Source organism: Nakamurella flava, from assembly GCF_005298075.1.
Lineage (GTDB): Bacteria > Actinomycetota > Actinomycetes > Mycobacteriales > Nakamurellaceae > Nakamurella > Nakamurella flava.
The window spans coordinates 603,431-627,312 of sequence record NZ_SZZH01000003.1; the positions used below are offsets into that span (position 1 = coordinate 603,431).

Sequence of the window (23,882 nt, forward strand, 5' to 3'; positions counted from 1 at the left end):
GGTGCGATCTTGATGCCTTGTGTGCGACGCTGGTTCCACGGTCAGCACGGCGGCTGCGGGGGCGCCCCAACTGCTGACCATGGACACGTCGTGCCGCCCTCGGCAGGTCACGGCATGTAACAGGGGGTCGCTGCGTGACGATGGGACAGGTGACGGGGACACCGTCATCGCCGGCGATGAACGATCTCGTCGACCAGGCGGTGGCCGGCCACACCCCTTCACTGCAGGCGTTGTTGTCGCAGGTCCATCCCATCGTCGTCCGCTACTGCCGTTCACGTCTGTCGTCCACCTACCGCTCTGGCACCACCGCGGACGACGTCGCCCAGGAGGTGTGCATGGCCGTCCTGACCGCCCTGCCCACCTTTCGTCAGGAGGGCCGGCCGTTCGTGGCCTTCGTCTACGGCATCGCCGCGCACAAGGTGGCCGACGTCCATCGGGCCGCTGCGCGGAGCCGGGCGTTGCCGGTCGCCGATCTACCGGACGCCCCGACCGGGGAACGTGGACCCGAGCAGCACGTACTCGCCGGCACCACCAGCGACCTCATGGACGGCCTGCTGGCCAATCTGCCCGACAGCCAGCAGGAGATCGTGCGCCTGCGCATCGTCGTCGGCTTCAGCGCCGACGAGACCGCCGCCGCGCTGGGGATGACGGCCGGTGCGGTGCGGGTCGCCCAGCATCGGGCCCTGAACAAGCTCCGCTCACTGCTGGCCGCGGACGCAGGGCTCACCGAGCAGCTGATGTGATGACCGGTCCCCGCCACCGTCGTCGGTTGGACCCCGAAGCGCCGCTCGTCGACCTCGCCGACGTCCTGATGGACGACGAGATCATCGAACGACTCCGGGCCGCCGCCCTCCGTGCCGACGCCTGTGCTGCGCGCCCGCCCGCCGATCTGCGCTCGGTGGGGGTCGACGGGGTGTCTCGTCCCCCGGGCCGTCACCGGGCCTCCAGCCCGCCGAGCCTGCCGCCGGCCGTGGTCCCGGTGGTGGGTGACGAGGTGTTCGCTCTGCTCCAGGAGTGGCGCTCCGAGATCACGACGCCGCCGCTCCCGCCGCTGCCCGCCCTCCCGGCGGGGGTCCGTTCGGCAGCGCGCCGGCGGCGTTGGTCGACGATGGCGACCCGGGTGACGGGCGCCCGCTCGGTCCGCCCGGCGCTGGCCATCAGCGGAGCCCTGGCCGGGCTGCTGTTCGGATCGGCCGTGGTCAGCGCCAAGGAGGCCACTCCGGAACAGCCGCTCTTCGCGCTCACGACGATCTTCTGGCCGCAGGAAGCGGCGTCCAAGACCGCGATGGGTTCGGTGTGGGCGGCGCTCGACAGACTGAACAAGGCCATCGCCAGCGGCGACGACGCCGTCACGATCCTGGCCGAAGCCGACGCCGCCCGTGGATTGCTGGCCCAGGTCGAACTCGACGATCAGGGTGACCTGGCGACGGCGATCACCGCGGCCGAAAAGGTCGGCCTGGACAAGCGGGCCGCGCTGGCCACGCGTTCAGCGACGGAGTCGACCACGTCATCGGCACCCGCCGCGCAACGGCGCGCATCGTCGTCCGAGTCACGACCCGAAGCCCCGTCCACGACGCGGGCGGCGTCCGACGGTCCGTCCACCCTGGCGCCGGGCTCGACGGCCACCGCAGACGTATCGGGACTCGATGACGACTCTTCCCTCGGCCTGGTGTCCAGCGCCGGTGCCCCTGTCTCGGTGAGTCCATCCAGCTCTTCTGATCCGCAGCCATCCGACGCTGGGGGGTCGACGGCGTCGAGCCCGGCGACCGGTGAGTCCCCGTCCAGCACGACAGCGGGTGCCCTGACGACCTCGTCGCCGTCGTCCGCAAGCGGGACCACCCAGCCGGCCGGTCAGACCAGCGGTACGAAGGCGTCCTCGCCCCAGCCGTCCACCGGGACACCGGTTCCGTCGAACTCGACGACTCCGGTGAAGACCCCGGGCACGTCGGCCCCGACATCCTCGGCCGCCGGTGCTACGGGAGCCGCCGTGAACTCCGAAGCCGAGGCCGGCTCGTCCGCACCGACCCCGTCGGCCGGTGTGCCGCAGGCCAGTTCGGTGAGCCGGGTGCAGCCGGAAGCGCCGCCGGCGCCGGCGCCGACTCCGCCACCGGCCGCGACGCCGGACCCGTCGACCACGCCGGCCAAGGGTGCCGCGCCGGCCGCCGTGCCCGACGCCTCCGCTGCGGCGTCGACCTCCGCGGCCGCCGGCCGCTGACCACGGTCCGGCCGCGCCGACCGGGGGTGCCGTCGACGTCACGTCGTGAGGTGGACCACCGGACGCGCCCGATCGGGCCATCGGTTCCGTCGGTTCCGGGCTCGCCACCGCGGTCGTCGCGCTCCTTCGTCCCCACAGCCGGGCCGCCCCACCCCAGGGGCGTCCCGGGCGGCCGTGAGCATGCCTAGACTGGCCTTTGCGTCTGCGGAATGGTCCGGTCGCGGACGGGCGGGGGCCCGGCCGACCGGCAGGAAGGTCGGGTTGTGGTGACGTCAGCAGCGGAGTCGACGGATCGTCGCGGAAGCTTCAACGGATCGGGGTCGGTCCGGGTCGATCCCGCCGAGGGCGCCTCGAGCGGCCGGTACGACGACTCGGACAAGTTCGGCCTGATCGGCCTGACCTACGACGACGTCCTGTTGCTGCCGGACGCCTCCGACCTGGTGCCGAGTGAGGCCGACACCAGTACCTGGTTCAGCCGCAACGTCCGGCTGCGGGTGCCGCTGGTGTCGAGCGCGATGGACACCGTGACCGAATCGCGGATGGCCATCTCGATGGCCCGCGAGGGCGGGATCGGCATCCTGCACCGCAACCTGGCCATGGAGGACCAGGCCGCGCAGGTCGAGATCGTCAAGCGGTCCGAGGCCGGCATGGTCACCGACCCGGTCACCTGCCCGCCGGACGCCACCCTGCGCGAGGCGGACGCGCTGTGCGCCAAGTTCCGCATCTCCGGTGTCCCGGTCACCGACGCCGACGGACGGCTGGTCGGCATCATCACCAACCGCGACATGCGGTTCGAGGTCGACCTGTCGCGCCCGGTGCGCGAGGTCATGACCAAGATGCCGCTGGTCACCGCGCCGGTCGGGGTGAGCGCCGAGGCTGCCCTGGGCCTGCTGCGCAAGCACAAGATCGAGAAGCTGCCGCTGGTCGACGGCGACGGCAAGCTGCGCGGTCTCATCACCGTCAAGGACTTCGTCAAGACCGAGCAGTACCCGAACGCCACCAAGGACGCCGACGGTCGCCTGCTCTGCGGTGCGGCGGTCGGCGTGGGCGAGGAGTCGTACAAGCGAGCCATGCTGCTGGTCGAGGCCGGCGTCGACGTGGTCGTGGTCGACACCGCGCACGGGCACTCGCAGCGGGTCGGCGACATGGTGCGTCGGCTGCGCAACGAGGTCGGCACCCGGGTCGACATCGTCGGCGGGAACGTGGCCACCCGGGCCGGCGCGCAGGCGCTGGTCGATGCCGGGGTGGACGCGGTCAAGGTCGGGGTGGGCCCCGGGTCCATCTGCACCACCCGGGTCGTGACCGGTATCGGCGTCCCGCAGGTCACCGCGATCCACGAGGCCGCCAAGGCCTGCCGGCCGGCCGGGGTCCCGGTGATCGGCGACGGCGGTCTGCAGTTCTCCGGTGACATCGCCAAAGCCATCGCGGTCGGCGCGGACACCGTCATGCTCGGCTCGCTGCTGGCCGGTGTGGCCGAGTCGCCGGGCGAGTTGATCTTCGTCGCCGGCAAGCAGTACAAGGCCTACCGGGGGATGGGGTCGCTCGGCGCGATGCAGTCCCGCGGCGAGGCCCGTTCCTACTCCAAGGACCGGTACTCGCAGGACGACGTGCTCAGCGACGACAAGCTGGTCCCCGAGGGCATCGAAGGGCGCGTGCCGTTCCGCGGTCGTCTGCAGGACGTCGCCCACCAGCTGGTCGGTGGTCTGCGCGCGGCGATGGGCTACACCGGGTCGCCGACCATCGAGGCGCTCAAGGACGCCAAGCTGGTCCGCATCACCTCGGCCGGTCTGCGCGAATCGCACCCGCACGACATCACCATCACCGACGAGGCGCCCAACTACGTCAACCGCTGAGGCGGACGGGAGGCCGGCGAGCTGACGGCGAGAGCCGCCATGGGTGAGTCGTCGAGCGACCGGCAAGAGACGGGACCGGCGCCGCGGGTCGTCGGGCAGCGATGGGCCGGCCGGCACCCGGTGCTGGCGAGGGTGGCGGCCACCTTCTACGTCGGGTACGGCGTGTTCCAGTGCTGGCGGGGTGATGTGGTCCTGGGCTGTCTGCTCGTCGTCGCTGGCGGGCTGTTCGTGCTGATGTCGGTCCGCCCACCCACCGTGATCGACGTGCGGGGCATCCGCCGGCCCTACCGGTGGCGCCGGCGGTTCATCACCTGGCCCGAGGTCGAGGCCATCGTCGTCCCGCCGACGGGGCTGGAGCCGGCCGTGGCCCCGCGGGTGGCGTTGCGTGCGGGTGGACGTCCGGTGCCGCTCGAGGACATCGCCCCGGATCAGGCCGCGCTCGTCGCCCGCATCGGTGACCGCCCCTTGCGGCGACCGCCCGTCCCAGGAGTGCTGATCACGCCGCCGCCGCGGGAGAAGGTCCGGACGGACGTCGACGTCGAGGCCGACGTCGCCCGGCGCGCGGCCGCGCTCGAGCGACGTTGGGTCGCCCTGGAGGCGCAGAACCGGCAGCGCCCGCGGTCGGCCAGCCGCTCCGCGGGCGACCCCTCGGACGGCGGGGAGCACCACCAGTAGCCGGCTGTCAGGCCCCGGTGCGGTGCCGGCGGGAACACGATCTCGTGCGGTCGACGGTCGGTCGCCTCACCCTTCGTGGTCCGGTCGACGGGCGGCCCACGCGGCGATCTCTACGCGGTTGTGCAGCTGCAGTTTGGCCAGCACGTTGCGGACGTGCGACTCGACGGTGCGTTCGGACAGGAAGAGCGCGGTGGCGATCTCCCGGTTCCGTTGCCCGCTGGCCACCAGCCGGGCCACCTCGGCCTCGCGGGCGGTCAGGCGGTCGGTCTTGCTGGCCGGGGGACGGGGCGAGAGTTCCACGATGGCCCTCCGCAGACGGGACGCAGCGGCCGACGGGCCCGGCATGTCCAGTCGGTGGAATTCGCCGTCGGCCAGCTCGAGCAGGGTCGACGCCGACACCAGATCGGCCGGGTCGGCACCCGGGCGGCGCGAGCCGTACCGACGGACGAGGGCGGTGGCCCACCCCAGCCGGGTCAACGCCGTGAACGGGCGGGCGCCTATGCGGATGTTCAGGGGCTCCGCCTCGCGATAGAGCGAGATGGCCTCCTCGAGGCGGCCGGCGGCGAGGGCGTAGTCGGCGTGCTGGCGGGAGACCGCCCCCATCGCGACGATGAAACCGGAGCCGTCCCCGTCGTACGGACCACCGCTCCCGCGGATCGCGTCGAAGACGCGGCCGGCCACCTCGGCGTCGTCGAGCGCGACGGCAGCCAGCCCGATCTGATTGATCGTCCCGGCCCAACGGACCTGGCCGGCCATCTCGTCCGGGAGTGCGCGCAACTGGTCGAAGACCGCGATTGCCTCGGCCCGCTCGCCGCGGAGCGTCAGGGCCAGCACCAGGAGTGCCCTGACCAGGGGGATCCGGGTCTCCGACCGCAGCATGCGGACCGCGTCGTCGTCGATCTCACCGGGGTCTCCCCGCACCACCCCGAGGAAGAGGCGGAACGACTGGTGCACTCCCAGCATCGACTCGTCGCCCATCCGGAGCGCCACGTCCAGCGATGCCCGGTTGAGCCGGCGGGCCCGGTCGAAATCGCCGGTCAATTCGGCCATCGCCGCCGTGACCCGCAGATCGTGCCACCGGGCGACGGACGAGCGGTGCTGTTCGGCGATGCGTCCGATCGCTGCCGCTTGCTCCCGGGCGCCGTCGACCTGGCCGCTCTGGTGCAGTGCCATCAGCAGCCAGAGGTGCGCGAGCACCCGGTCGACCGACGAAACCCCCGGAGCAGCGGCCAGTTCCACCGCCCGGCGCGCGAGTCGTTCCCGTTCGCCCACCGTCGCGGGCACGGTGATGGCCAGGTGGCGGGCGGCGATGGCCTCCAGCTCGGCCATCGGGTCGCCGCACTGCCGGGCCATCGCCACCGCGTTCCGGGCGAGTTCCGCGCCCCGCGCCGGGTCGACCGTCTCGGTCAGCGTGGCCGACAGCTGGGCGCAGACCCGGGCCCGCAACACGTCCGCGCCGTCGGGGAGGGCGCGCAACGCCCGTTCGCACAGATCGACGATCACCCCGGCGGATCGCCAGTCGCCGATGCCCCGGATCGTCAGGGCCGCGCGCGCCAACAGATCGGGCCGCCCACTCGTCCCGGCCAGATCGCCGACCCGCAGGCAGGTGTCGGTCGCGCCGACGACGTCTCCCGCGCGGAACCGGGCCTCGGCGAGTTCGGCGGCCAACTCGGCCAGATCCACGGCCGAAAGCCCCGCTCGTTCGGCCCGCTCCAGCGCGTCGGCCAGCACCGAGACGGCACCGTCCAGGTCGAGGTGGCGACCGGCGACCACCGCTGCCCGCCGGGCCCACACCACGGACCGCAGCGTGCTGTCCCGGTCGTCGACCTGCCGCCAATGTCCGGCGATCGCCCCGAAGGTCAACGGGTCCCCGCCGCTCTCCAGTGCGCGGGCGATCCGCCGGTGCAGTTCCGACCGTCGCCGGGCCGGCAGACCCGCCGTGATCGCGTCCCGCACCAGGGCGTGGGTGATCGCGGGTCCCTCGACCGGCTGCAGGATCTCGGCGCGCACCGCGTCGTCGAACGCCGACGCCACCTCGGCATCACTCCGGGCGATGATCATCCCGACCAGCGGCCGGGTCGCGAGATCGCCCAGCAGCGCCACGGTCTCGGCGAGATCGCGCGTTGCCGGCGACAACCGGCGCAGCCGGGCCGTCACCTCGGCGACGATGTCCGGCCGTCGCCCCGCTGTCGTGCCCGCCCCGGCCGGTGCCGACGTCATCAACGTCAGATAGAAGGGGTTGCCGCCGGTCACTTCGTGCAGCTGTTCCGCCAGCGACGACCATTCCCGGCGCCGGGGCGACGAGCCGAGCCACTCCCGTACGTCGGGCAGGGTCAGGCCGGACAGTGGCATCGGGTGCATGGTGGGACGGCGGAGCAGCTCGGTCGCGCCCCGGTCCCAGGCCGGGCCGCCGGATCGGCGTGCGGTGCCGACCAGGAGCAGTCGCGCGTCGGCGGCCTCGTCGGCCAGCAGCCGGAGCAGCGCCAGGGAACCCGGGTCGGCCCAGTGCAGGTCGTCCAGCAGGACGACCAGGCCGGTCCGGGTGGCCTCGTCCAGCAGGTGGTCGACGACGGCCGCGAACACGGCAAGCCGGCGGTCGGCCGGGGCCTGGTCGACCGCCTCGTCGTCGAGCAGCCGCCCGATCTCGGGCACGCTGCGACCGAGTCGACGCCAGATCCACAGGGGCGGTGCCCCCGGGTCGTCGACCGCCCGTGTTCGGACCACCCGCAGGCCCGCCGCTGCGGCCGGGACCAGTGCGGACTCGGCGAGCGAGGTCTTCCCGATCCCGGCGTCCCCGCTGATCAGGACGAACCCGCCTCGACCGTTCGCCGCCCCGGCCAGCAACTGCGCGAGCTCGAACTGCTCGGTGGTGCGACCGACGAGAGGCGACACCCGCCGAGTATGGACGCCCGCGGTCGGATTCAGTACCGGATGTCGGTATTTCCACCGAGGCGCCCGTCGTCGCCGCCGTCCACAGTCGTCCGCAGTGCACGCCGACCAAGGAGGCAGTCATGAACGGATCGACCACCGGCGAACAGACGGCGGGTCAGCACGACCGGGACGATTCCAACGGACCGGTCACGCTGGTCCTGACGTTCCAGGGACCCCGATCGGCCGAGCTGATCGCGGCGGCGGATCGCGCCGGCCGGGAACGGCTCGGGCCCACCCTGCTGCACCACCCACGGTTGCGTGACGAGTTCATCGGACTGCAGGTCCTGCGGCGACCCGACGGTCACGAGATTGTCGTGGTCACCGTGCGCGACGCGGCCACCCTGGACGTGTTGCAGGAGCTGGTCTCCTCGTCGGAACTGCTGCCGGGAGAGGACGTCTCGCTGTTGCCGGGGCCCGATACGGCCGAGGTGTTCCAGGTCGTCGAGATGCGTGGGTTCGGTGTGCCGGAGGTGTCCCGGTGAATGCCCCGACCGTGGCCGTCGGCCGGTGGGATCTGGATCCGGCGACGAGCACGGCGCAGTTCGTCGCCCGAGGGATGGGCCGTTCGGTGCCGGGGAGCATCCCGTTCCTGTCGGCGCGGTGCGACATCGACGCCGACGGCCTCCCGCGGCGGGTCACCGCCGACCTCGACCTCGCGGCCATCGACACCGGGAACGTCCGGCGTGACCGGGATCTGGCCAAACCCGGACTGATGGACATCGCCACCCACCCGACGATGACGGTGGAGGTCGACGACCTCTCGGTGACATCCGACGGGTGGACGGCGATCGCGGTCATCCACGCCCGCGGTACCACCGCACCCGTGGAGGTCACCGTGGTCCCCGAGACCGCTCCATCGGCGGACGACGCGGCGGTGCGCATCCGCGGGCGACTCGACCGGCGGCTCCTGGGCATCAGGGCTCCGCGCTTTACCATCGGGCGGTGGGTCGACCTCGACGTCACCGCCCGGTTCCGTCGCCGGTGAAGGGCATCCGGCGGGTCGAGCCCTGGCCACCGGTCCGGGGATCTGGTCTGCTGGGGCGGTGGCCACCTGGGAGGACGTGGAAGCCGTCGCCGCCGAGCTCCCGGAGGCCGGGAGCAGGGTGCGGTGGGGTAACCATTCCTGGACCGTGCGGGACAAGGCCTACGCCTGGGTCCGGCCCCTGAACAAGTCCGACGTACGCGCCCTCACCGAGTCGGGCCGCGAGGTCCCGGACGAACCCATCCTCGCCGTCTCCGTCGACGATCTGGGCGAGAAGGAGGCAGTCCTCGCCCAGGACCCCGACCTGTTCTTCGACATCCCGCATTTCGCGAACTACGCCGCCGTGCTGCTCCGTCTGTCCCGCGTCGACCGGCCGCGTCTGGACGAAATCCTCACCGATGCCTGGCTGGCCCGCGCACCGAAACGACTGGCCGACGCGTTCCTGGCCGAACGCGACGGTCCGCCGGAGGGCCGGTGATCGGGGACGATGCCCAGGTGAACAGAGTGTGCCCGCAGTGCGGGATGCCGTCGGCCGTCGGAGCGTTCTGCGCACGGTGCGGCAGTGCCCTCCCCCCGACGGGCCCGGCGGTCGGTGACCGACCCCCGGTCCGACACCCGTCCTGGGCGCTGCCCGCCGCCGTGGCCGCCGTGTTGGCCGTGGTGGCGACGACCGTGTTCGTCGTTCTCCGCGACCGCGGCGACGAGGTCGCCGGGACAGCGACACCCCTGCCGACGATGGGGTGGGGAACCCTGACCCCGACCACGGAGACCACCCCGCCGACCATGGCCACCACCGTGACCGCCACCGCCACCGCCACGATGACGGCCGCCGCCGGCGCCGCCGCGGATCCGAACGCCTTCCGTGGATACGCCTTCCGTCCCGGCGAGCCACTGACCGTGCCGGCGGCCGGCGGCGGGCTGTACTTCGGTTCCCCGTCGGGCAACATCCACTGCACCATCACCGCCAGCGGCGACGGCTACGCGCTCTGTTCCATCGACCAGAAGAACTGGACCGGACCGCCCAAACCCGCGTCCTGCGAATGGAACTGGCTCGACAACCACGTCGCCATCGGGGCGGCCGGGGCCGAATCCGGGCAGTGCCTCGGCGGGGTCGAAGTGCCGCCCGTGGCCACCGTCCTGCCCTACGGGCAGTCCCTGACCGACGGCGCCATCACCTGTTCCAGCGCCCAGACCGGCGTCACCTGCCGACACGACGGCACCGGCCACGGCTTCACGCTCCGCCGGGACGCACTCGACACCTTCTGACCGACGGTGGTTCGTCCGGGCCGGCCCCCGCTGCTGTGCTGGTTGGCGGCTGCGCTCCGCTCCGCCGACGGCGGTGGGTCGGCGCTGGGCTCCTGCGTCGCCCGGCGACCGGCCCCCCCCGCTGCTGTGCCCATGGCGGCTGCGCTCCGCTCCGCCGACGGCCGTGGCTCGGCCGCGGGCTCCTGCGTCGCCCGCGGGCGGCCCCGGCCTGCTGTGCTGGTTGGCGGCTGCGCTCCGCTCCGCCGACTAGGCTGACCCACCGGAAACCCGGCAGTGCAGGAGGATGGACGTGCCCGAATCCGTCGAGTTCGGTATGGGTCGCACGGCCCGCCGCGCCTACGACCTGTCGGAGGTGTCGATCGTCCCGTCCCGCCGGACCCGCTCCTCGTCCGACGTCTCCACCGCGTGGAAGATCGACGCCTACCGCTTCGAGATCCCGCTGATCACCCAGCCGACCGACGCCATCGGCTCGCCGGCCGTCGCCGCGGAGGTCAACGCCCTGGGCGGTCTCGGCGTCCTCGACGGCGAGGGCCTGTGGAGCCGGCACGCCGATCCGCAACGCGTCCTCGACGAGCTCATCGAGACCGGCATCAGCGCCGACGATCCCGACGATCTCATCCGTGAGCTGCAGCGGGTCTACTCGTCCCCGGTGCAGATCGACCTGCTCACCGAGGCCGTCCGCACCGTCGCCAACAGCGGGTCGGGCACCACCGCCGTCCGGTTGTCCCCGCAGAACGCGGCCCAGCTGGCCGGCCCGGCCATCGCCGCCGGCGCCGAGCTGCTCGTCATCCTCGGCACCATCGTCTCCGCCGAACACGTGCAGCGCGACGGCGTCGCGCTCAACCTCAAGTCGTTCATCTCCGACCTCGACGTCCCGGTCATCGTCGGTGGCTGCACCAACTACCAGACCGCCGTGCACCTCATGCGCACCGGCGCCGCCGGTGTCGTCGTCGGGCACGGCGAGGGGTCGACCTCCACCACCGACGAGGTACTGGGAATCGCGGTCCCGATGGCCACGGCGATCGCCGACGCCGCGGCCGCCCGCCGCGCCTACCTGGACGAGACCGGCGGGCGGTACGTCCACGTCATCGCCAGCGGCGGGATGGACAGCAGCGCCGACATCGCCAAGGCCATCGCCTGCGGCGCCGATGCGGTCATGCTGGGTGAGCCGCTCACCTGGGCCGCGTCCGTCCCCGCCCAGGGGTGGTTCTGGCCGACGACGGCAGCCCACCCGATCCTGCCCCGCGGGTTCGCGGCTCCGTGCGGGCCGGCGGACGTGTCGATGGAGCAGTTGCTGTTCGGGCCGGCGCTGGGCGCAGACGGCCGCACCAACCTGTTCGGGGCCCTGCGCCGAGCCATGGCCAAGGCCGGATACTCGGGTCTCAAGGAATTCCAGAAGGTCGGGCTGTCGCTGCGCGCCTGAGCCCAGCGGCGGGAACCGGCATCGTTCGGCCCCGGCAACGACGACGAGGGGGTGTCCCGCCATCGCGGCGGGACACCCCCTCGTCGTGTCGGACCGACCTGGGAGTCGGCGATCAGCCGACGATCAGCACGTGCAGGGTGCGCGGGCCGTGGACGCCCTCCACCCGTTCCAGCTCGATGTCGCTGGTGGCCGACGGGCCGGCGATCATCGTCAGCGGGGCGATCGGGTCGAGCCTGGCGATGGCCTCCGGGACGGTCGACACCACCTGGTCCGCGTGCAGGACGATCAGGTGGAAGTCCGGGACGAGGCTGATGGCGCGACGTCCCTGACCGGCCTTGCCGTCCAGCACGATCGTCCCGGAGATCGCGATGGCCACCTGGGCGGTGGTGACCACCGCGTCGACGCCGTCCAGTTCCGTCGGGGTCAGCACGGACGGGCGGCCGTCGGCCACGACCACCCGCTCGTCCCGGCCGCTGGCGTCGACCAGATCCGCGGGGAGATCCGACGGTACGACGACGGAACGGGCCCCGGCCTTCGACAGCGCCGCCGCGACGGCGTCGCCCAGAGCAGCGGCCTCGCCGGCGGGCACCCGATCGACGATCGCCTTGTAGTCGACCAGGCGGTCGATCATCTGCTCCAGCACCGGTTCGGTGCCGGGAGCGTCCGCGCCGACCCGGACGTAGTCGCGGGGGACCGGCGGCGGAGCATCGGTGTCCGCCGCCAGCGCGGCGCGGATACGGCCGAGGACGACCTCACGGGAGCTCATCGGTGACCGTCCTTCTGCTCGGTGTCCGCGGGGTCGGCCGACCGGGCGATGGACCCCTCGGGGTGGGATTCCTTCCACCACTGCCGGAACGTCTGCTTCGGTGGGGCGGGCATGTCCCTGGTCCTGGTCCAGGCGCTGCCGGGCGGCGGGAGGGTGGAGATCAGCTTGTCCGGTCCGGCGACCAGACGCCCGACCGCCAGCGTCTTCTCGACCGCGGCGAACCGCTTGGCATCGCTCATCACCCAGGCCGCGGCCCGCATGGCCGCGTCCCAGCCGCCGGGGATCGTGCGCGAGCGGTCGGCGTCGACGGCCCGGGCCCGCAGTTCGACCAGGAGGTCGGGTATCGGGATCTTCACCGGGCAGACGTCGTAGCAGGCGCCGCACAGCGATGACGCGTACGGCAGCGAGGCGCTCGGGTCGTCATGGCCGGTGATCCCGGTCAGCTGCGGCGTCAGCACCGCGCCGATCGGTCCGGGGTAGACCGAGCCGTAGGCGTGCCCGCCGGTGCGCTCGTACACCGGGCACACGTTCAGGCAGGCCGAGCACCGGATGCAGTGCAACGCGGCTCGGCCGACCTGGTCGGCCAATGCGTTCGTGCGTCCGTTGTCGAGCAGCACGATGTGGAAGTTCTGCGGGCCGTCGCCGGGGGTGACGCCGGTCCACAGCGAGGTGTAGGGGTTCATCCGCTCGCCGGTGGAGGACCGGGGCAGCAACTGCAGGAACACCTCGAGATCCTCGAAGCGGGGCAGCAGCTTTTCGATACCCATGACGGTGATGAGCGTCTCGGGCAGGGTGACGCACATCCGGCCGTTGCCCTCGGACTCGACCACGCCGACGGTGCCGGTCTCGGCGATGCCGAAGTTGGTGCCGGAGATGGCGACCTTCGCGGACAGGAACTTGGCCCGCAGGTAGGAGCGGGCGGCCATCGCCAGCTGCTTCGGCTCGTCGGTGAGACCTTCGACGACACCGGTCATCTCGGACAGGAAGATGTCACGGACCTCGGTGCGGTTGCGGTGGATCGCCGGCACCAGGATGTGCGAGGGCTTGTCGTGGCCGAGCTGCACGATGAGCTCCGCGAGGTCGGTCTCGACCGCCGCGATGCCCTGCTCCTCCAGGTACTCGTTGAGGCCGATCTCCTGGGTGGCCATCGACTTGACCTTGATAACCTCCGAGACCCCCTGCGCGCGCACCAGTTCGGTGACGATCGCATTCGCCTCGGCCGCATCCGCCGCCCAGTGCACGACGCCACCGCGCTCGATGACCTTGGCCTCGAACTGCTCCAGCAGCTCCGGCATCCGGGCCATCACATCGGTCTTGACCGCCGCTCCGGCATCGCGCAGCTGCTCCCAGTCCGGCATCTCGTTCACCACCAGGGCCCGCTTGGCCCGGATGGTGCCGGTGGCGTGCTTGAGGTTGCGGCGCAGCTGGTCGTTGGCCAGTGCCGTCTTGGCGGCCTTCGGGAACGAGGTCTCGCCGCGCAGCGGCGACTCCTCGTGACGATGCCGACGGGGGATCCCCAGGAATGTTCCACTCGTCATGCCGCCACCCGCTCCCGGGTCGAGTTGAGGATCTGGGCCAGATGCACGGTCTGCACGCCTTTCTCGCCGCGGGTCAACCCGCCGTTGATGTTCATCAGGCACGACGCGTCCCCGGCCGTGCACCGGTCGGCGCCGGTCGAGCAGATGTTGTCGACCTTGTCGGCCAGCATCGCCGACGAGGTCGCGGCGTTCTTGATCGAGAACGTGCCGCCGAACCCGCAGCACTGGTCGGCGCCCGGCAGCTCGACCAGGTCGATCCCCTCGACCGCCCGCAGCAGCTGCAGCGGCTTGTCGCCGACCCGCAGCATCCGCAGCGAGTGGCAGGTCGGGTGGTAGGTGACGCGGTGCGGGTAGAAGGCCCCGACGTCGGTCACGCCCAGTACGTCGACCAGCAGCTCGGACAGCTCGTAGGTGCGACCGGCCAGTGCGGTGGCCCGTTCGGCCAGGTCGGTCCGTCCCGCCCGCCGGGCGACCATGGCCTGCTGATGCCGGACTGAGCCGACGCAGGATCCGGACGGGGCGACGGCCACGTCGAACCGGGCGCGTTCGAAGACCTCGACGTGGTGCTCGACGACCGGGACGGCCTCCTTCAGGTACCCGGTGTTGACGTGCATCTGGCCGCAGCAGACCTGCTCGGCGGGGAAGACGACCTCGTGGCCGAGGCGCTCCAACAGTTGGGTGGTGGCCTTGGCGACGTCCGGGAACAGGGCGTCCCCCAGACAGGTGGCGATGAGCGCGATGCGCATGACGACTCCGTTGGCGGCGGGTGGTGCGGCGGGCAGTGCGGCGAGTGACGGGGTGGACCCGCCGGTACTGCGGCCTTGACGCGCAATACCGGCGGGAGACGGTGCGGTGACGGTCGTTCGGGAACGCGGTGGATCAGGGAATCATCCACGCGAGCAGGTTGCTCTGCAGGTAGACCAGGACGCACATGGCCAACAGCAGCCCGACGCTCCACTTCAGGACGCGCCGCAGGATGTCGGATTCCCGGCCGAGCAGGCCGACCGCGGTGGCGGCGATGGTCAGATTCTGCGGGCTGATCATCTTGCCGACGACCCCGCCGGAGGTGTTGGCGGCCACCAGCAGGGTCGGGTCGAGCCCGGCCTTCTCGCCGGCCGACTGCTGCAGGGTGGCGAACAGGGCGTTGGCGCTGGTGTCCGACCCGGTGACGGCGGTGCCGACCCAGCCCAGGATGGGGGAGAGGAACGCGAAGAAGGTGCCGGTGCCGGCGGCGAGCCACTGGCCGATGGTGATGGTCTGACCGGACTGGTTCATCACGTAGGCCAGGGCGAGCACGCTGCCCACGGTCAGTAGCGCGAACTTGAGCTTGACGATGGTGCGACCGAACTCCTTCACGGCCACCGACGGCTTGATCTTGTAGGCGATGACGACGATGACGCCGGAGATGACCAGCAGGGTGCCGGCGGTCGACAGCCAACCGAAGGTGTACTGGGTGGCCGTGGACGTCTTGCCGGCGGTGGTGAGGATGTTGCCGTCGGATCCGGGCCAGCCGAACTTGAGGTCGGTGCTGGCCAGCCAGGTCTTGAGCGGGGTGAGCAGCTTGGCCAGCGAGAAGATCGCGATGACCACGAGGTACGGCAGGAAGGCCATGAGAGTGCGTCCGGCGGTGAGCTTCTCGGTGGAGACCGCGGTGGCGACGGGGGCGCCCCCGCCGGAGCCGTCGACCGGCTCGATGTGGTCGGCCTTGGCGGCCAGGGCCAGGCGCTCCCGGGCCTCGGGGGTGTCCTTCGGCTTCCAGAACTTCAGCATCACGACGACGGCCACCAGGGCGACCAGCGAGGCGATGATGTCGGTGAGCTCCACGGAGATGAAGTTGGCGCTGATGAACTGGGCGATGGCGAAGGCGACACCGGCGACCAGGGCGATCGGCCAGGTCTGCTTGATGCCCCGCTTGCCGTCCACGATCATCACCAGCAGCAACGGCACGAACATGGCCAGGATGGGGGTCTGCCGGCCGACGACCGCGCCGATCTCGTGGTAGTCGATGCCGGTCAGGTTGCCGGCGGTGATGATCGGAATGCCGATGGCGCCGAAGGCGACCGGGGCGGTGTTGGCCAGCAGCACGGTGGCGGCGGCGCGCATCGGGGAGAAGCCGAGCGAGACCAGCATGACGCCGGTGATGGCGACGGGAGCGCCGAACCCGGCGAGCGCCTCGAGCAGGCCGCCGAAGCAGAACGCGATGATGATGCCCTGGATGCGGGGATCGTCGGACACCCGGTTGAACGAGGTGCGCAGGTCTTCAAAACGGCCGCTGATGACGGTCAGTTCGTAGAGCCAGATCGCCGCGAGCACGATCCACATGATCGGGAAGAGGCCGTAGAGGAAGCCCTGGGAGGCCGAGAGGAGGCTCAGCTCCACCGGCATCCCGAAGGCGAAGACCGCGACGAGGATCGCTGCGGCCAGTCCGGCGAGGCCCGCGACGTGGGCCTTGGTCTTGAGCAGACCCAGGAAGACGAACACCACCACCAGCGGGATCATCGAGACCAGTGCGGTGCCGAGCAGACTGCCGCCGACCGCAGTGGTGTCGGGTTGGTAGGTCTCGGCGAGCAGGGCGGCAGAGCGGGGATTCACCATTGAGTCTCCTATGGTCTGACCAAAGATTGAACCGACCTTAGAGAACAATGAGAGGGCTGTCTAGAGGCCGAACGGACCAGTTGTCCCACGCGGAGGAAAGACCACCGGCGGTCGATGTGCCACCCGGCGGTCAGTGGGGACGACGCCGGACTACAGCCAGCCCTTGCGGCGGAAGGTGACGAACAGGGTCACCACGGCGGCGACCATGATCGTCAGCCCGGCCACGAAGCCACTGCCCTCGCTGAACCCCGGATACGGCACGTTCATCCCGAAGAACCCGGTGACCAGCGTCGGGACGGCGATGATGGCCGCCCAGGCCGACAGCTTCTTCATGATCTGGTTCAGGTGGACGTCGGCCAGGGCCAGGTTCGTCTCGAACGCACTCGACAGCTCGTCCCGCAGGGCCATCGTGCTGTCCGCCGCATGCGCGGCGTGATCGCGGACGTCGGCGAACCGTCGGGCCGTCTCCGGCCGGATCAGCCGGGCCAGCGGGTCGTCGTCCGTGCGTTCGGCGTCGCCGTCCCCGGGATCGGCCGTCGGTGTGGGCTCGGACCGGGTGGCCGCCCCCGCGAGTTCGGTCGTCACGTCGACCATCGGTGACGTCACCCGCCGGATCGCGGTGACGGCCTGACGGAGCCGGAACGCCTGCAGCTGGTCGGCCTTGGACAGCGGGTGGTCGTCGAAGAGCAACTCCGACAGGTGCTCGGCGCACTGCTCCATGGCCAGCAGTGTCGTGCCGTATCCGTCGACCAGCACGTCGAGCACGGTGTGCAGGGCGAGATCGGCCGCCCGGGGATGGAAATGCTGGTCGGGGGAGCGTCGCCGGACCGCGGCGATAAGTTCGGCGGCCGGTCCGTCGTCGGCCAGCAGGACGAGCAGGCGGGGGGCGGCGATCATCGACACCCGGTCGACCAGCAGCCGGGTCGACGGCACGTCGAAGCGGACGGCGGCGGTGACCACGATGACGGTCTCACCGAGGGTGTCGACCTTGGGCGGCTCACGATCGTCCAACAGGTCCTCGATGGCCAGCTGATCCAGGCCCAGCAGATCGGCCGCGGCCTGCAGATCCCCGCCGGACTGCCGGGGCAACAGCCACCAGGCCCGGGCCTCCGGTTCGCGGTGCAACACCTCGAGGATCCGCGTCGGCGCGCAGTCCCGCTCGACCGTGCCGTCGGGCCGCCACAGCACCGCTCGCGGCGGCGCGCCGGTCGGCGCCGAAGGCACCGCCGCATTCGCCGCCGGGGACGCGACGAAGGGGGGTTGCGCGGAGGCGTGGCCACGCCCGTCGACGGTCATGCCGCGATTGTGCGCCGACGACAGGGGACGGATGTCGGAGCGCGGAGGGTGATCACCTCGACCGGTGAGCACCAGCCGGTGGCCACACCTCGGCGAAGTGGTGGACCGGCCCGTGTCCCGGCGACCGACCATCGGTGTCCGGCCGGCCGATCTGCAGGTCGTCCGCGTGTCGCAGGGCCCGGGTCAGGTAGTCCTTGGCCCGCCGGACGGCGATGACCCAGTCCGGGCTCACCGGCCGCAGGGCCGCGATGGCCGACGACAGTGTGCAGCCGGTGCCGTGGGTGTTGACGGTGTCGATCCGTTCCCCGCCGATCTCGTGCACCGTGCCGTCCGCGTCGACCAGCACGTCGATCGAACGGTCGCCGGTCGGGCCCCCAGGATGGGCCAGGTGACCGCCCTTGAGCAGCACCCGCCGGGCGCCGAGACCACGCAGGGCCAGAGCCTGCGTCCGGAGATCGTCGATCGTGGTGGCCCGATCCACCCCGAGCAGGGCGGCGGCCTCGTCGACGTTCGGGGTGATGAGATCGGCGGCCGGGACCAGTCGACGGCGCACGACGTCCTCGGCGTCGGCGGCCAGCAACCGGTCGCCCGAGGTCGCGATCATCACCGGATCGAGGACCACGACGGCACCCGACCCACCCGCCGCGAGCTCGGCCAGACCGTCGGCGATGGCCGCCGCGATCGCCCCGTCGGCGACCATCCCGATCTTGATCGCGTCGAGCTCCACGTCCGCGACGAGGGTGTCGAACTGCGCCCGCACGAAGTCGGCCGGCACCGCGTGCACGCCGGTGACTCCCCGGGTGTTCTGGGCGGTGAGTGCGGTCAGTACGGCGCAGCCGTAGGCGCCGAGCGCACTGAGCGTCTTGAGGTCGGCCTGGATGCCGGCCCCGCCACTGGGGTCGGACCCGGCGATCGTGGCGACCACCGGGGGATGACCGGTCGGCCGCGCGCGGCCCGTCACGCCCCCCGCCCCCCACCATCACGGGCGGCGGCCGCGGCCAGCTCCCAGCTCGAGACCAGTTCCCGGGCTGCGCTGTCCGGATCTTCTCGCCCGCAGATCGCCGAGATCACTGCGGCACCGACCGCGCCGGATCGCGCGACCGTGGCCAGATCTGCGACGCCGATACCGCCGATGGCCACCGCCGGTACGGGGCTGGCCGCGCAGACCGCGGCGAGACCAGCCCAGCCCATCGCCGGCGCGGCGTCGGTCTTTGACGGGGTGTCCCGGATGGGTCCGACCCCGAGCAGGTCGACCGTCCCGGCGGGCAGGGCGAGCGCATCGGCCAGTTCCCGCTCGTTCGAGATCGACAGGCCCACGTGGGCCTGCGGGCCGAGCAGGGCCCGGGCGTCCCGGGGATCGAGATCCCGCTGGCCGACGTGCACCCCGGCCGCCCCGACGACGATCGCCACGTCGGCCCGGTCGTTGACGACCAGCGGGACGCCGAACGGATCGAGTGCCGCCCGCAACGCCCGGCCGAGGGCCACGAGCTCGCGAGTCGTCGCCGACGGGTCGCGCAACTGGACGGTCCGGACGCCACCGGCGGCGGCGGCGGCCGCGGTCGCCGCGACCCCCTCCCGATCACCGCACAGGCCGGTGTCGGTCACCAGGTAGATGCCGGAACCCGTTGCCGCGGAGATCCTCCCGTCGATGTCGACCGACAAGGCCGTCATCGCAGACCGGCTCGCGCCGCGACGTCCTCGGGGCGGACGTCGGACATCCGGTCCAGCAGCGCGACAGCGAAGGAGCCGGGGCCGGTGTGGTCGGCCGCGGCCAGATCCCCGGCGACACAGACCAGTGCGGTGCCGGCGACCGCGCCGACGAACGGATCACCAGAGGCGGCGACCGCTGCGCCGATCAAGGCCCCGAGAGAGCACCCCACGCCGGTCACCCGGGTCAGCAAGGGGTGCCCCGCGTCGACCCGGGCGGTGCGGTGGCCGTCGGTGATGTAGTCGACCGGTCCGCTGACCGCGACCACGGTTCCCAACTCGGCGGCGAGCGTGCGGGCCGTCTGGGCGACCTCCTCCGGGCTGGCTGTCGAATCGACTCCGCGGCCGCCGAGACCCCCGGCCAGGGCGCCGATCTCGGACGCGTTGCCCCGGATCACGGCGGGGGAGCGGCGGGCCCACGACCGGGCCAGGTCGGTGCGCAGCGGCAGTGCGCCGATGGCCACCGGATCCATCACCCACGGCACCCCGGCCGCTACGGCCGCGCCGATGGCCACGTCCATGCCCTCGGCCTGGGCGCTGGTGACCGTGCCCAGGTTGATGAGCAGCGCGCCGGCCACCCCGGCCAGCACGCCGCTCTCGGCCGGGTCGTTGACCATCGCCGGGGCCGCACCCGCGGCCAGCAGGACATTGGCGGTGAAGTTCGCGACGACGGTGTTGGTGATGCAGTGCACCAGCGGCGACGTCGCCCGCACGGCGGCGATGGCGGACGCCACCTCGTCCGTCGTCACGGCGGCACCGTGGGGGTCGGTGGAGTTCACAGGGCGTCCCTTCGCAAGCATGACCTCGACAGGTTCCACGGGTGCTTCTCAGTCGGCGGGCCGCCCGTGAGGCGGCTCCGACGCCCCGCGCCGCCGTCCACCGTAGCCGTCGGCGTCACGTCGGGCGGACCGGCCGGTGTGCCGCCCAGTGCTGGCGGAACATGTCGACGGGCCGCGCGGCCCGGCCCAGGTGAAGGCCGCGATGTCGTCGGCCGTCGGCGAGTCCGTCAGGCGGACGTCGCTCCAGCGGACCTGGGACCACCCGCCCTGGCGGGACTCGGCGACCAACCAGCCGGTCTCGGCGTCGACGACCACCCGGTCGACCGCCCAGCCCGCCCGGGCCGGTCCCGGCATCGTGTACGTCCAGCACGGCTTCCCGAACGCCGTGATGGCCCTGACCTCCCCGATCGGATCCGCGCCGTCCAGCAGGGCCTGCCACCCGGCGGGACGGGGCGGGGAGGGCGGACCCGGGTCGTCCCGGGCCGTCGACTCCACCGCGGTGAGTTCCCGGTCGCCCGGGACTCGGAAGGAGTCGGTCGGCCAGAGGGGGAAGCGCCACTGCCGTCGGCCGCTGCGGATCGACAGGGGCCTACCGTCCGGCAACTCGTCCCGCTCGGCGCCGTCCGGATGCTCCTCCGACGGGCCGAACCGGCAAATGACGGTGCGGCGGTGCAGGGTGATCACCTCTCCGGCGCTGATCAGATCGGTGTCCTGCGTCGTCCACTCGTGGGGGTGCCGCGGCGGTCGGAACCCGGGCGGCAACTGCGCACTCTTGTCGGCCGTGTGCCCGGCCGCGACGAGCAGCGTGCCCGGCGCCACCGGTTGCACCGCCGCCAGGAGGGCACGGAGATCGTTCACCGGGAGGATGCGGCCCCGTCCCTGATGTCGTCGGTCGCGTGCCGCTTCGTGCGGGGTGAGCCCGGTCAGTTCCATCAGCAACGCGTGCTCATGGACCTCGACGGGCGGGTCGTCGGATTCGGGGTAGTCCCAGAATCGCGGCGGACCCAGTGCCTCTCGGCGGGCCGTCCGGGCGAGAACCGTTCGGCTCCGATGGTTCTCGATCCGTGAGCGCCGACCCAGGATGGTCATGCCGAGCACGCGGGCGCCGATGTAGGGGAACTCCGCGTCGGGTCCGCCGCCGTGCCGCCCGCCGAGCAACCGGCCCCGCAGGAGCAGCCTTCGCCCGACGAGAACGTCGGTGACCGACGCCGCCGGCACCCTCGCGCGACCCCGAACGGGGTCGAGCCAGACGAACTCGCCCCGCTCGTCCGGCTGCCACCAGGCGACGAGATCCCCGCTGCGCAGTTCCAATGCGGTCGATCCGTTTGTCAGCTCCGCGCGCGAACGGATCGTCCAGTGGTGGGAAAAGACCCCCTGCTCGTCCGAGTCCGGCAGTGGGGCCTCGACGTGGGGAACGAAAGTCCAGCGCCACCAGGTTGTTCCGCCCACCACGGGTAGCGGGGCGCAACACCCGAATTCCCACTGGTCGACGAGCCCAAGAATGCGGTGGGTCGGGGTGAAGACGCCGAACGGCGTCGACGGCCCCGTCATGCGGCGAGGGTGGTGTCCCATCTGCTGTTCATGCCTCGACGATAGTCCCCGCCGTCAAGCAGGACCCCCGTGGTTCTGACAGTCGAGCCAGGGCATTCATTTTCGCTCAGGACGCTGGGCCGATCGACACCTGCCCGCCGGTGTAGTCCCACGTGACGGTCCGCCCGTAGAAGAACGGCAGGCCGGTGTTGTACTGGGCGACCGGCCCCAGTTGGACGAGCTGCACGAGGTCCTTGCCCTTGGTCAGGCCGGTGGCGAAGCTCCAGAGCGGCGGGCCCGTCGGGCCCGCCACGGTGACGGTCTGGCCCGGGGCCAGATACGGCTTGCCGTCGAATGCGAGGCTGCCGAACGTCGAGATGTTCAGCCCCGGCGCGGACTCCCCGATGTCGAGATCGGTGACCCCGCAGTTCTGCGCCGCACCACCGACCGTCCAGCACAGGGACGGGCTCTTGGCGAAGCCGGGGTATCCCGGCGGAGGGGACCCGCCCGGCTCGATCGGCGTCAGCGTAGCGGTCACCGCACCGGCCGGGACGGCCGCCGGGCCCAACGTCCACGTCCCCGTCGGCGGTGAGTCGGCGCCGATCTGCAGGGCGAAGCCCGCGTTGTACGGCGCCGGCAACTGCAGGTTGGGCGCGAAGATCGACTGACCCGCGAACGTCGCACCATTGGCCGACGAGATGCCCATGATGCCCTGGGTGCCGTTGCTGAAGAAGTCCGTCGTCGAGCCGGAGGTGTCGGCCACCACGATCGCGATCGGATTCGCGGTGCTCACCCCGCCGATGGCGACGGTCGCCGATTCCACCGTCCCCTGCACGGTCCCGCCGGTGAACGTCGTGGTGAAGGGCGTCCCGTCCGAGGTGGTCTCCGGCCCGACGGCCGACGACGCGACGATCAACCCGGACGAGCCGGTGTCCAGGACGACCGGAACCGGGTCACCGCCCCCGATGCTGACCGTCACCGTGATCTTGGGCGTGCCGTCGACCGTGATGGTCGAGAAGGGGACGGACAACGGCGAGCCCGTGGCGGCCATCGCGCTCGCCGTCGACAATGCCGACCCGGCCACGGTGCTCCCCGAGGGGGAGGTCGACGCTGTCCCGGGGGTGGCGGTCGAGCCCGAACAGCCGACCAGCGCCAGGGCCAGCAACGCCGCGACGGCCATGGCAGCGCCCAGCGGGCGCTTGCTCCGCCGCCGTCCCACGATCGTCCCCACGTCAGGCCGCCGGGCCGAGGAGGAGCTCGCCGCCGGCGTAGTTCCAGGCGACGGTGCGGCCGTAGAAGAACGGCAGACCGGTGTTGAACTGCGTGTTCTCGCCGAGGGACGACAGCTTGACGGCGTCCGTCCCGACCGTCTGGCCCGTCGTGAAGGACCACAGCGGGGCACCGTTCGGCGGGGCCACCGCGATCGACTGCCCGGACGGCAGGACCGTGTGCACCGGACCGTCCGCCGCGTAGGTGGTCGCGTTCAGCGCCGGCGAGTCGTTGCCGGTGTCGAGGTCCGTCGGCCCGCAGCTCGCCGCCTTGCCGCCGATGGTCCAGCAGAGGTCCACGTCCTGGGCGAAACCCGGGAAGCCCTCGGGGGTCGCGCTGCTTCCCGGTGTCTGGGCCACCAGGGGGATCGATGTCGCGCCGGCGGGCGGCGTCACCGGGCCGAGTGACCACGTCCCGGTGGCGCCGGCCGTTGCGGCCACCTGCAGCGTCGACCCCGCGTTGTACGGGGCGGCCATCTGCAGAGTGGGGGCCAGCATCGCCTGGCCCCCGTCGTTGGTCGTCGCCACCCCGAGGATGCCCTTCATCCCGGAGGCGAACGCGGTCGGTGCGCTGGAGGAATCGACCAGTCCGACGGTGATGGGCTGCGGGGTGCTCAGTTCGCCGATGGTGACGACGGCCGACCCGAGCGAACCGCTGACCGGTCCGCTCACGTAGTGCTGGGTGAAGGGTCCGCCGGTCGCAGAGGTCTGCGGCCCGGCGACCGAGGCGTCGATGAGCAGGCCGGCCGACCCGGTGTCGAGCATGACCGGTACCGGATCACCGCCCCCCACGGAGATCTGGACCGAGACGATGTTGTGCGAGCCGTCCGCCGTCGTCGTGATCGGCACGGACACCGCCGACCCCGTCGCCGCCAGGGCGCCAACGTCCGACGAGCCGCCGGAGTAGGCCGGACGCGACGCCCCGTTGGCGCACGCCGTCAGAGCGAGCAGGGCCGCCAGCCCGACGCCGGTCACCCGACCACGCGCCCGCCGCACCCTACCGACGGTCGAATGGTCCGTTCGCATCCGCATGGCGCCCCCCAGCACCGGCGACGTCC

21 protein-coding genes are annotated in these 23,882 nt (G+C 72.0%); 9 read left to right on the plus strand and 12 right to left on the minus strand.

Features of this window, described 5'->3' with window-relative positions:
- Positions 1-140 precede the first annotated feature (140 nt).
- The 4 genes from shbA to FDO65_RS14640 all read left to right on the plus strand — a co-directional run bounded on the left by shbA (position 141) and on the right by FDO65_RS14640 (position 4,743).
- Positions 141-743, plus strand: coding sequence for an RNA polymerase sigma factor ShbA (shbA, locus tag FDO65_RS14625; protein WP_240757656.1), 603 nt, complete (start codon positions 141-143; stop codon positions 741-743).
- A complete protein-coding gene (locus tag FDO65_RS14630; RefSeq protein ID WP_137450406.1) occupies positions 743-2,215 on the plus strand; it encodes a hypothetical protein in 1,473 nt (490 codons plus the stop codon). The genes shbA and FDO65_RS14630 overlap by 1 nt, the downstream gene beginning before the upstream one ends.
- Before the next feature lie 266 nt (positions 2,216-2,481).
- Complete coding sequence (guaB, locus tag FDO65_RS14635; RefSeq protein ID WP_420847537.1) at positions 2,482-4,068, plus strand: IMP dehydrogenase; 1,587 nt, start codon at positions 2,482-2,484, stop codon at positions 4,066-4,068.
- 39 nt (positions 4,069-4,107) lie between these two features.
- A complete protein-coding gene (locus FDO65_RS14640; protein ID WP_137450408.1) occupies positions 4,108-4,743 on the plus strand; it encodes a hypothetical protein in 636 nt (211 codons plus the stop codon).
- A 66-nt stretch (positions 4,744-4,809) separates the two neighbouring features.
- On the opposite strand, the gene FDO65_RS14645 is transcribed toward FDO65_RS14640, so the two are convergent.
- Entirely contained in the window at positions 4,810-7,635 is a 2,826-nt protein-coding gene (locus FDO65_RS14645) for a helix-turn-helix transcriptional regulator (protein ID WP_137450409.1), read from the minus strand.
- A 119-nt stretch (positions 7,636-7,754) separates the two neighbouring features.
- Between FDO65_RS14645 and FDO65_RS14650 the strand changes: the two genes are divergently transcribed.
- The 5 genes from FDO65_RS14650 (at position 7,755) to FDO65_RS14670 (ending at position 11,345) form a co-directional block, all read left to right on the plus strand.
- Positions 7,755-8,156, plus strand: a complete 402-nt coding sequence (locus tag FDO65_RS14650) for a hypothetical protein (RefSeq protein WP_137450410.1) — start codon at positions 7,755-7,757, stop codon at positions 8,154-8,156.
- On the plus strand, positions 8,153-8,659 hold the full coding sequence (locus tag FDO65_RS14655) for a YceI family protein (protein ID WP_137450411.1): 507 nt from the start codon (positions 8,153-8,155) through the stop codon (positions 8,657-8,659). Before FDO65_RS14650 ends, FDO65_RS14655 begins: the two co-directional genes overlap by 4 nt.
- Before the next feature lie 58 nt (positions 8,660-8,717).
- Positions 8,718-9,134: an MmcQ/YjbR family DNA-binding protein gene (locus FDO65_RS14660; protein ID WP_137450412.1), complete on the plus strand. Its 417-nt coding sequence runs from the start codon at positions 8,718-8,720 to the stop codon at positions 9,132-9,134.
- A gap of 17 nt (positions 9,135-9,151) precedes the next feature.
- Positions 9,152-9,922: a DUF6636 domain-containing protein gene (locus FDO65_RS14665; RefSeq protein WP_137450413.1), complete on the plus strand. Its 771-nt coding sequence runs from the start codon at positions 9,152-9,154 to the stop codon at positions 9,920-9,922.
- Positions 9,923-10,211: 289 nt separating this feature from the next.
- The gene (locus FDO65_RS14670) at positions 10,212-11,345 is read left to right on the plus strand and encodes a GuaB3 family IMP dehydrogenase-related protein (RefSeq protein WP_137450414.1); all 1,134 of its coding nucleotides are present in this window, start codon (positions 10,212-10,214) and stop codon (positions 11,343-11,345) included.
- Positions 11,346-11,457: 112 nt separating this feature from the next.
- Here FDO65_RS14670 and FDO65_RS14675 read toward each other — a convergent pair whose 3' ends face one another.
- From FDO65_RS14675 to FDO65_RS14720, 11 genes are all read right to left on the minus strand, one after another.
- Positions 11,458-12,111: a LutC/YkgG family protein gene (locus tag FDO65_RS14675; protein WP_137450415.1), complete on the minus strand. Its 654-nt coding sequence runs from the start codon at positions 12,109-12,111 to the stop codon at positions 11,458-11,460.
- Positions 12,108-13,649 (minus strand): LutB/LldF family L-lactate oxidation iron-sulfur protein, encoded by a 1,542-nt coding sequence (locus FDO65_RS14680; RefSeq protein WP_137450416.1) that lies wholly within the window; start codon positions 13,647-13,649, stop codon positions 12,108-12,110. The genes FDO65_RS14675 and FDO65_RS14680 overlap by 4 nt, the downstream gene beginning before the upstream one ends.
- Entirely contained in the window at positions 13,646-14,395 is a 750-nt protein-coding gene (locus FDO65_RS14685) for a (Fe-S)-binding protein (RefSeq protein ID WP_137450417.1), read from the minus strand. The genes FDO65_RS14680 and FDO65_RS14685 overlap by 4 nt, the downstream gene beginning before the upstream one ends.
- Positions 14,396-14,528: 133 nt before the next feature.
- Positions 14,529-16,244, minus strand: coding sequence for an L-lactate permease (locus FDO65_RS14690; protein ID WP_137450418.1), 1,716 nt, complete (start codon positions 16,242-16,244; stop codon positions 14,529-14,531).
- A 150-nt stretch (positions 16,245-16,394) separates the two neighbouring features.
- Complete coding sequence (locus FDO65_RS14695) at positions 16,395-17,540, minus strand: magnesium transporter CorA family protein (protein WP_166442198.1); 1,146 nt, start codon at positions 17,538-17,540, stop codon at positions 16,395-16,397.
- A gap of 52 nt (positions 17,541-17,592) precedes the next feature.
- Complete coding sequence (gene thiD, locus FDO65_RS14700; protein ID WP_137450420.1) at positions 17,593-18,465, minus strand: bifunctional hydroxymethylpyrimidine kinase/phosphomethylpyrimidine kinase; 873 nt, start codon at positions 18,463-18,465, stop codon at positions 17,593-17,595.
- Between the two features lie 32 nt (positions 18,466-18,497).
- Positions 18,498-19,211 (minus strand): thiamine phosphate synthase, encoded by a 714-nt coding sequence (gene thiE, locus FDO65_RS14705; RefSeq protein WP_137450421.1) that lies wholly within the window; start codon positions 19,209-19,211, stop codon positions 18,498-18,500.
- Entirely contained in the window at positions 19,208-20,026 is an 819-nt protein-coding gene (thiM, locus tag FDO65_RS14710; RefSeq protein ID WP_137450422.1) for a hydroxyethylthiazole kinase, read from the minus strand. The genes thiE and thiM overlap by 4 nt, the downstream gene beginning before the upstream one ends.
- A 48-nt stretch (positions 20,027-20,074) precedes the next feature.
- Entirely contained in the window at positions 20,075-21,577 is a 1,503-nt protein-coding gene (locus FDO65_RS23385; RefSeq protein ID WP_476739044.1) for a hypothetical protein, read from the minus strand.
- Positions 21,578-21,683: 106 nt separating this feature from the next.
- Positions 21,684-22,775, minus strand: a complete 1,092-nt coding sequence (locus tag FDO65_RS14715) for a hypothetical protein (protein ID WP_137450423.1) — start codon at positions 22,773-22,775, stop codon at positions 21,684-21,686.
- A 13-nt stretch (positions 22,776-22,788) separates the two neighbouring features.
- Positions 22,789-23,820: a pepsin-like aspartyl protease gene (locus FDO65_RS14720; protein ID WP_137450424.1), complete on the minus strand. Its 1,032-nt coding sequence runs from the start codon at positions 23,818-23,820 to the stop codon at positions 22,789-22,791.
- Positions 23,821-23,882: the final 62 nt, after the last annotated feature.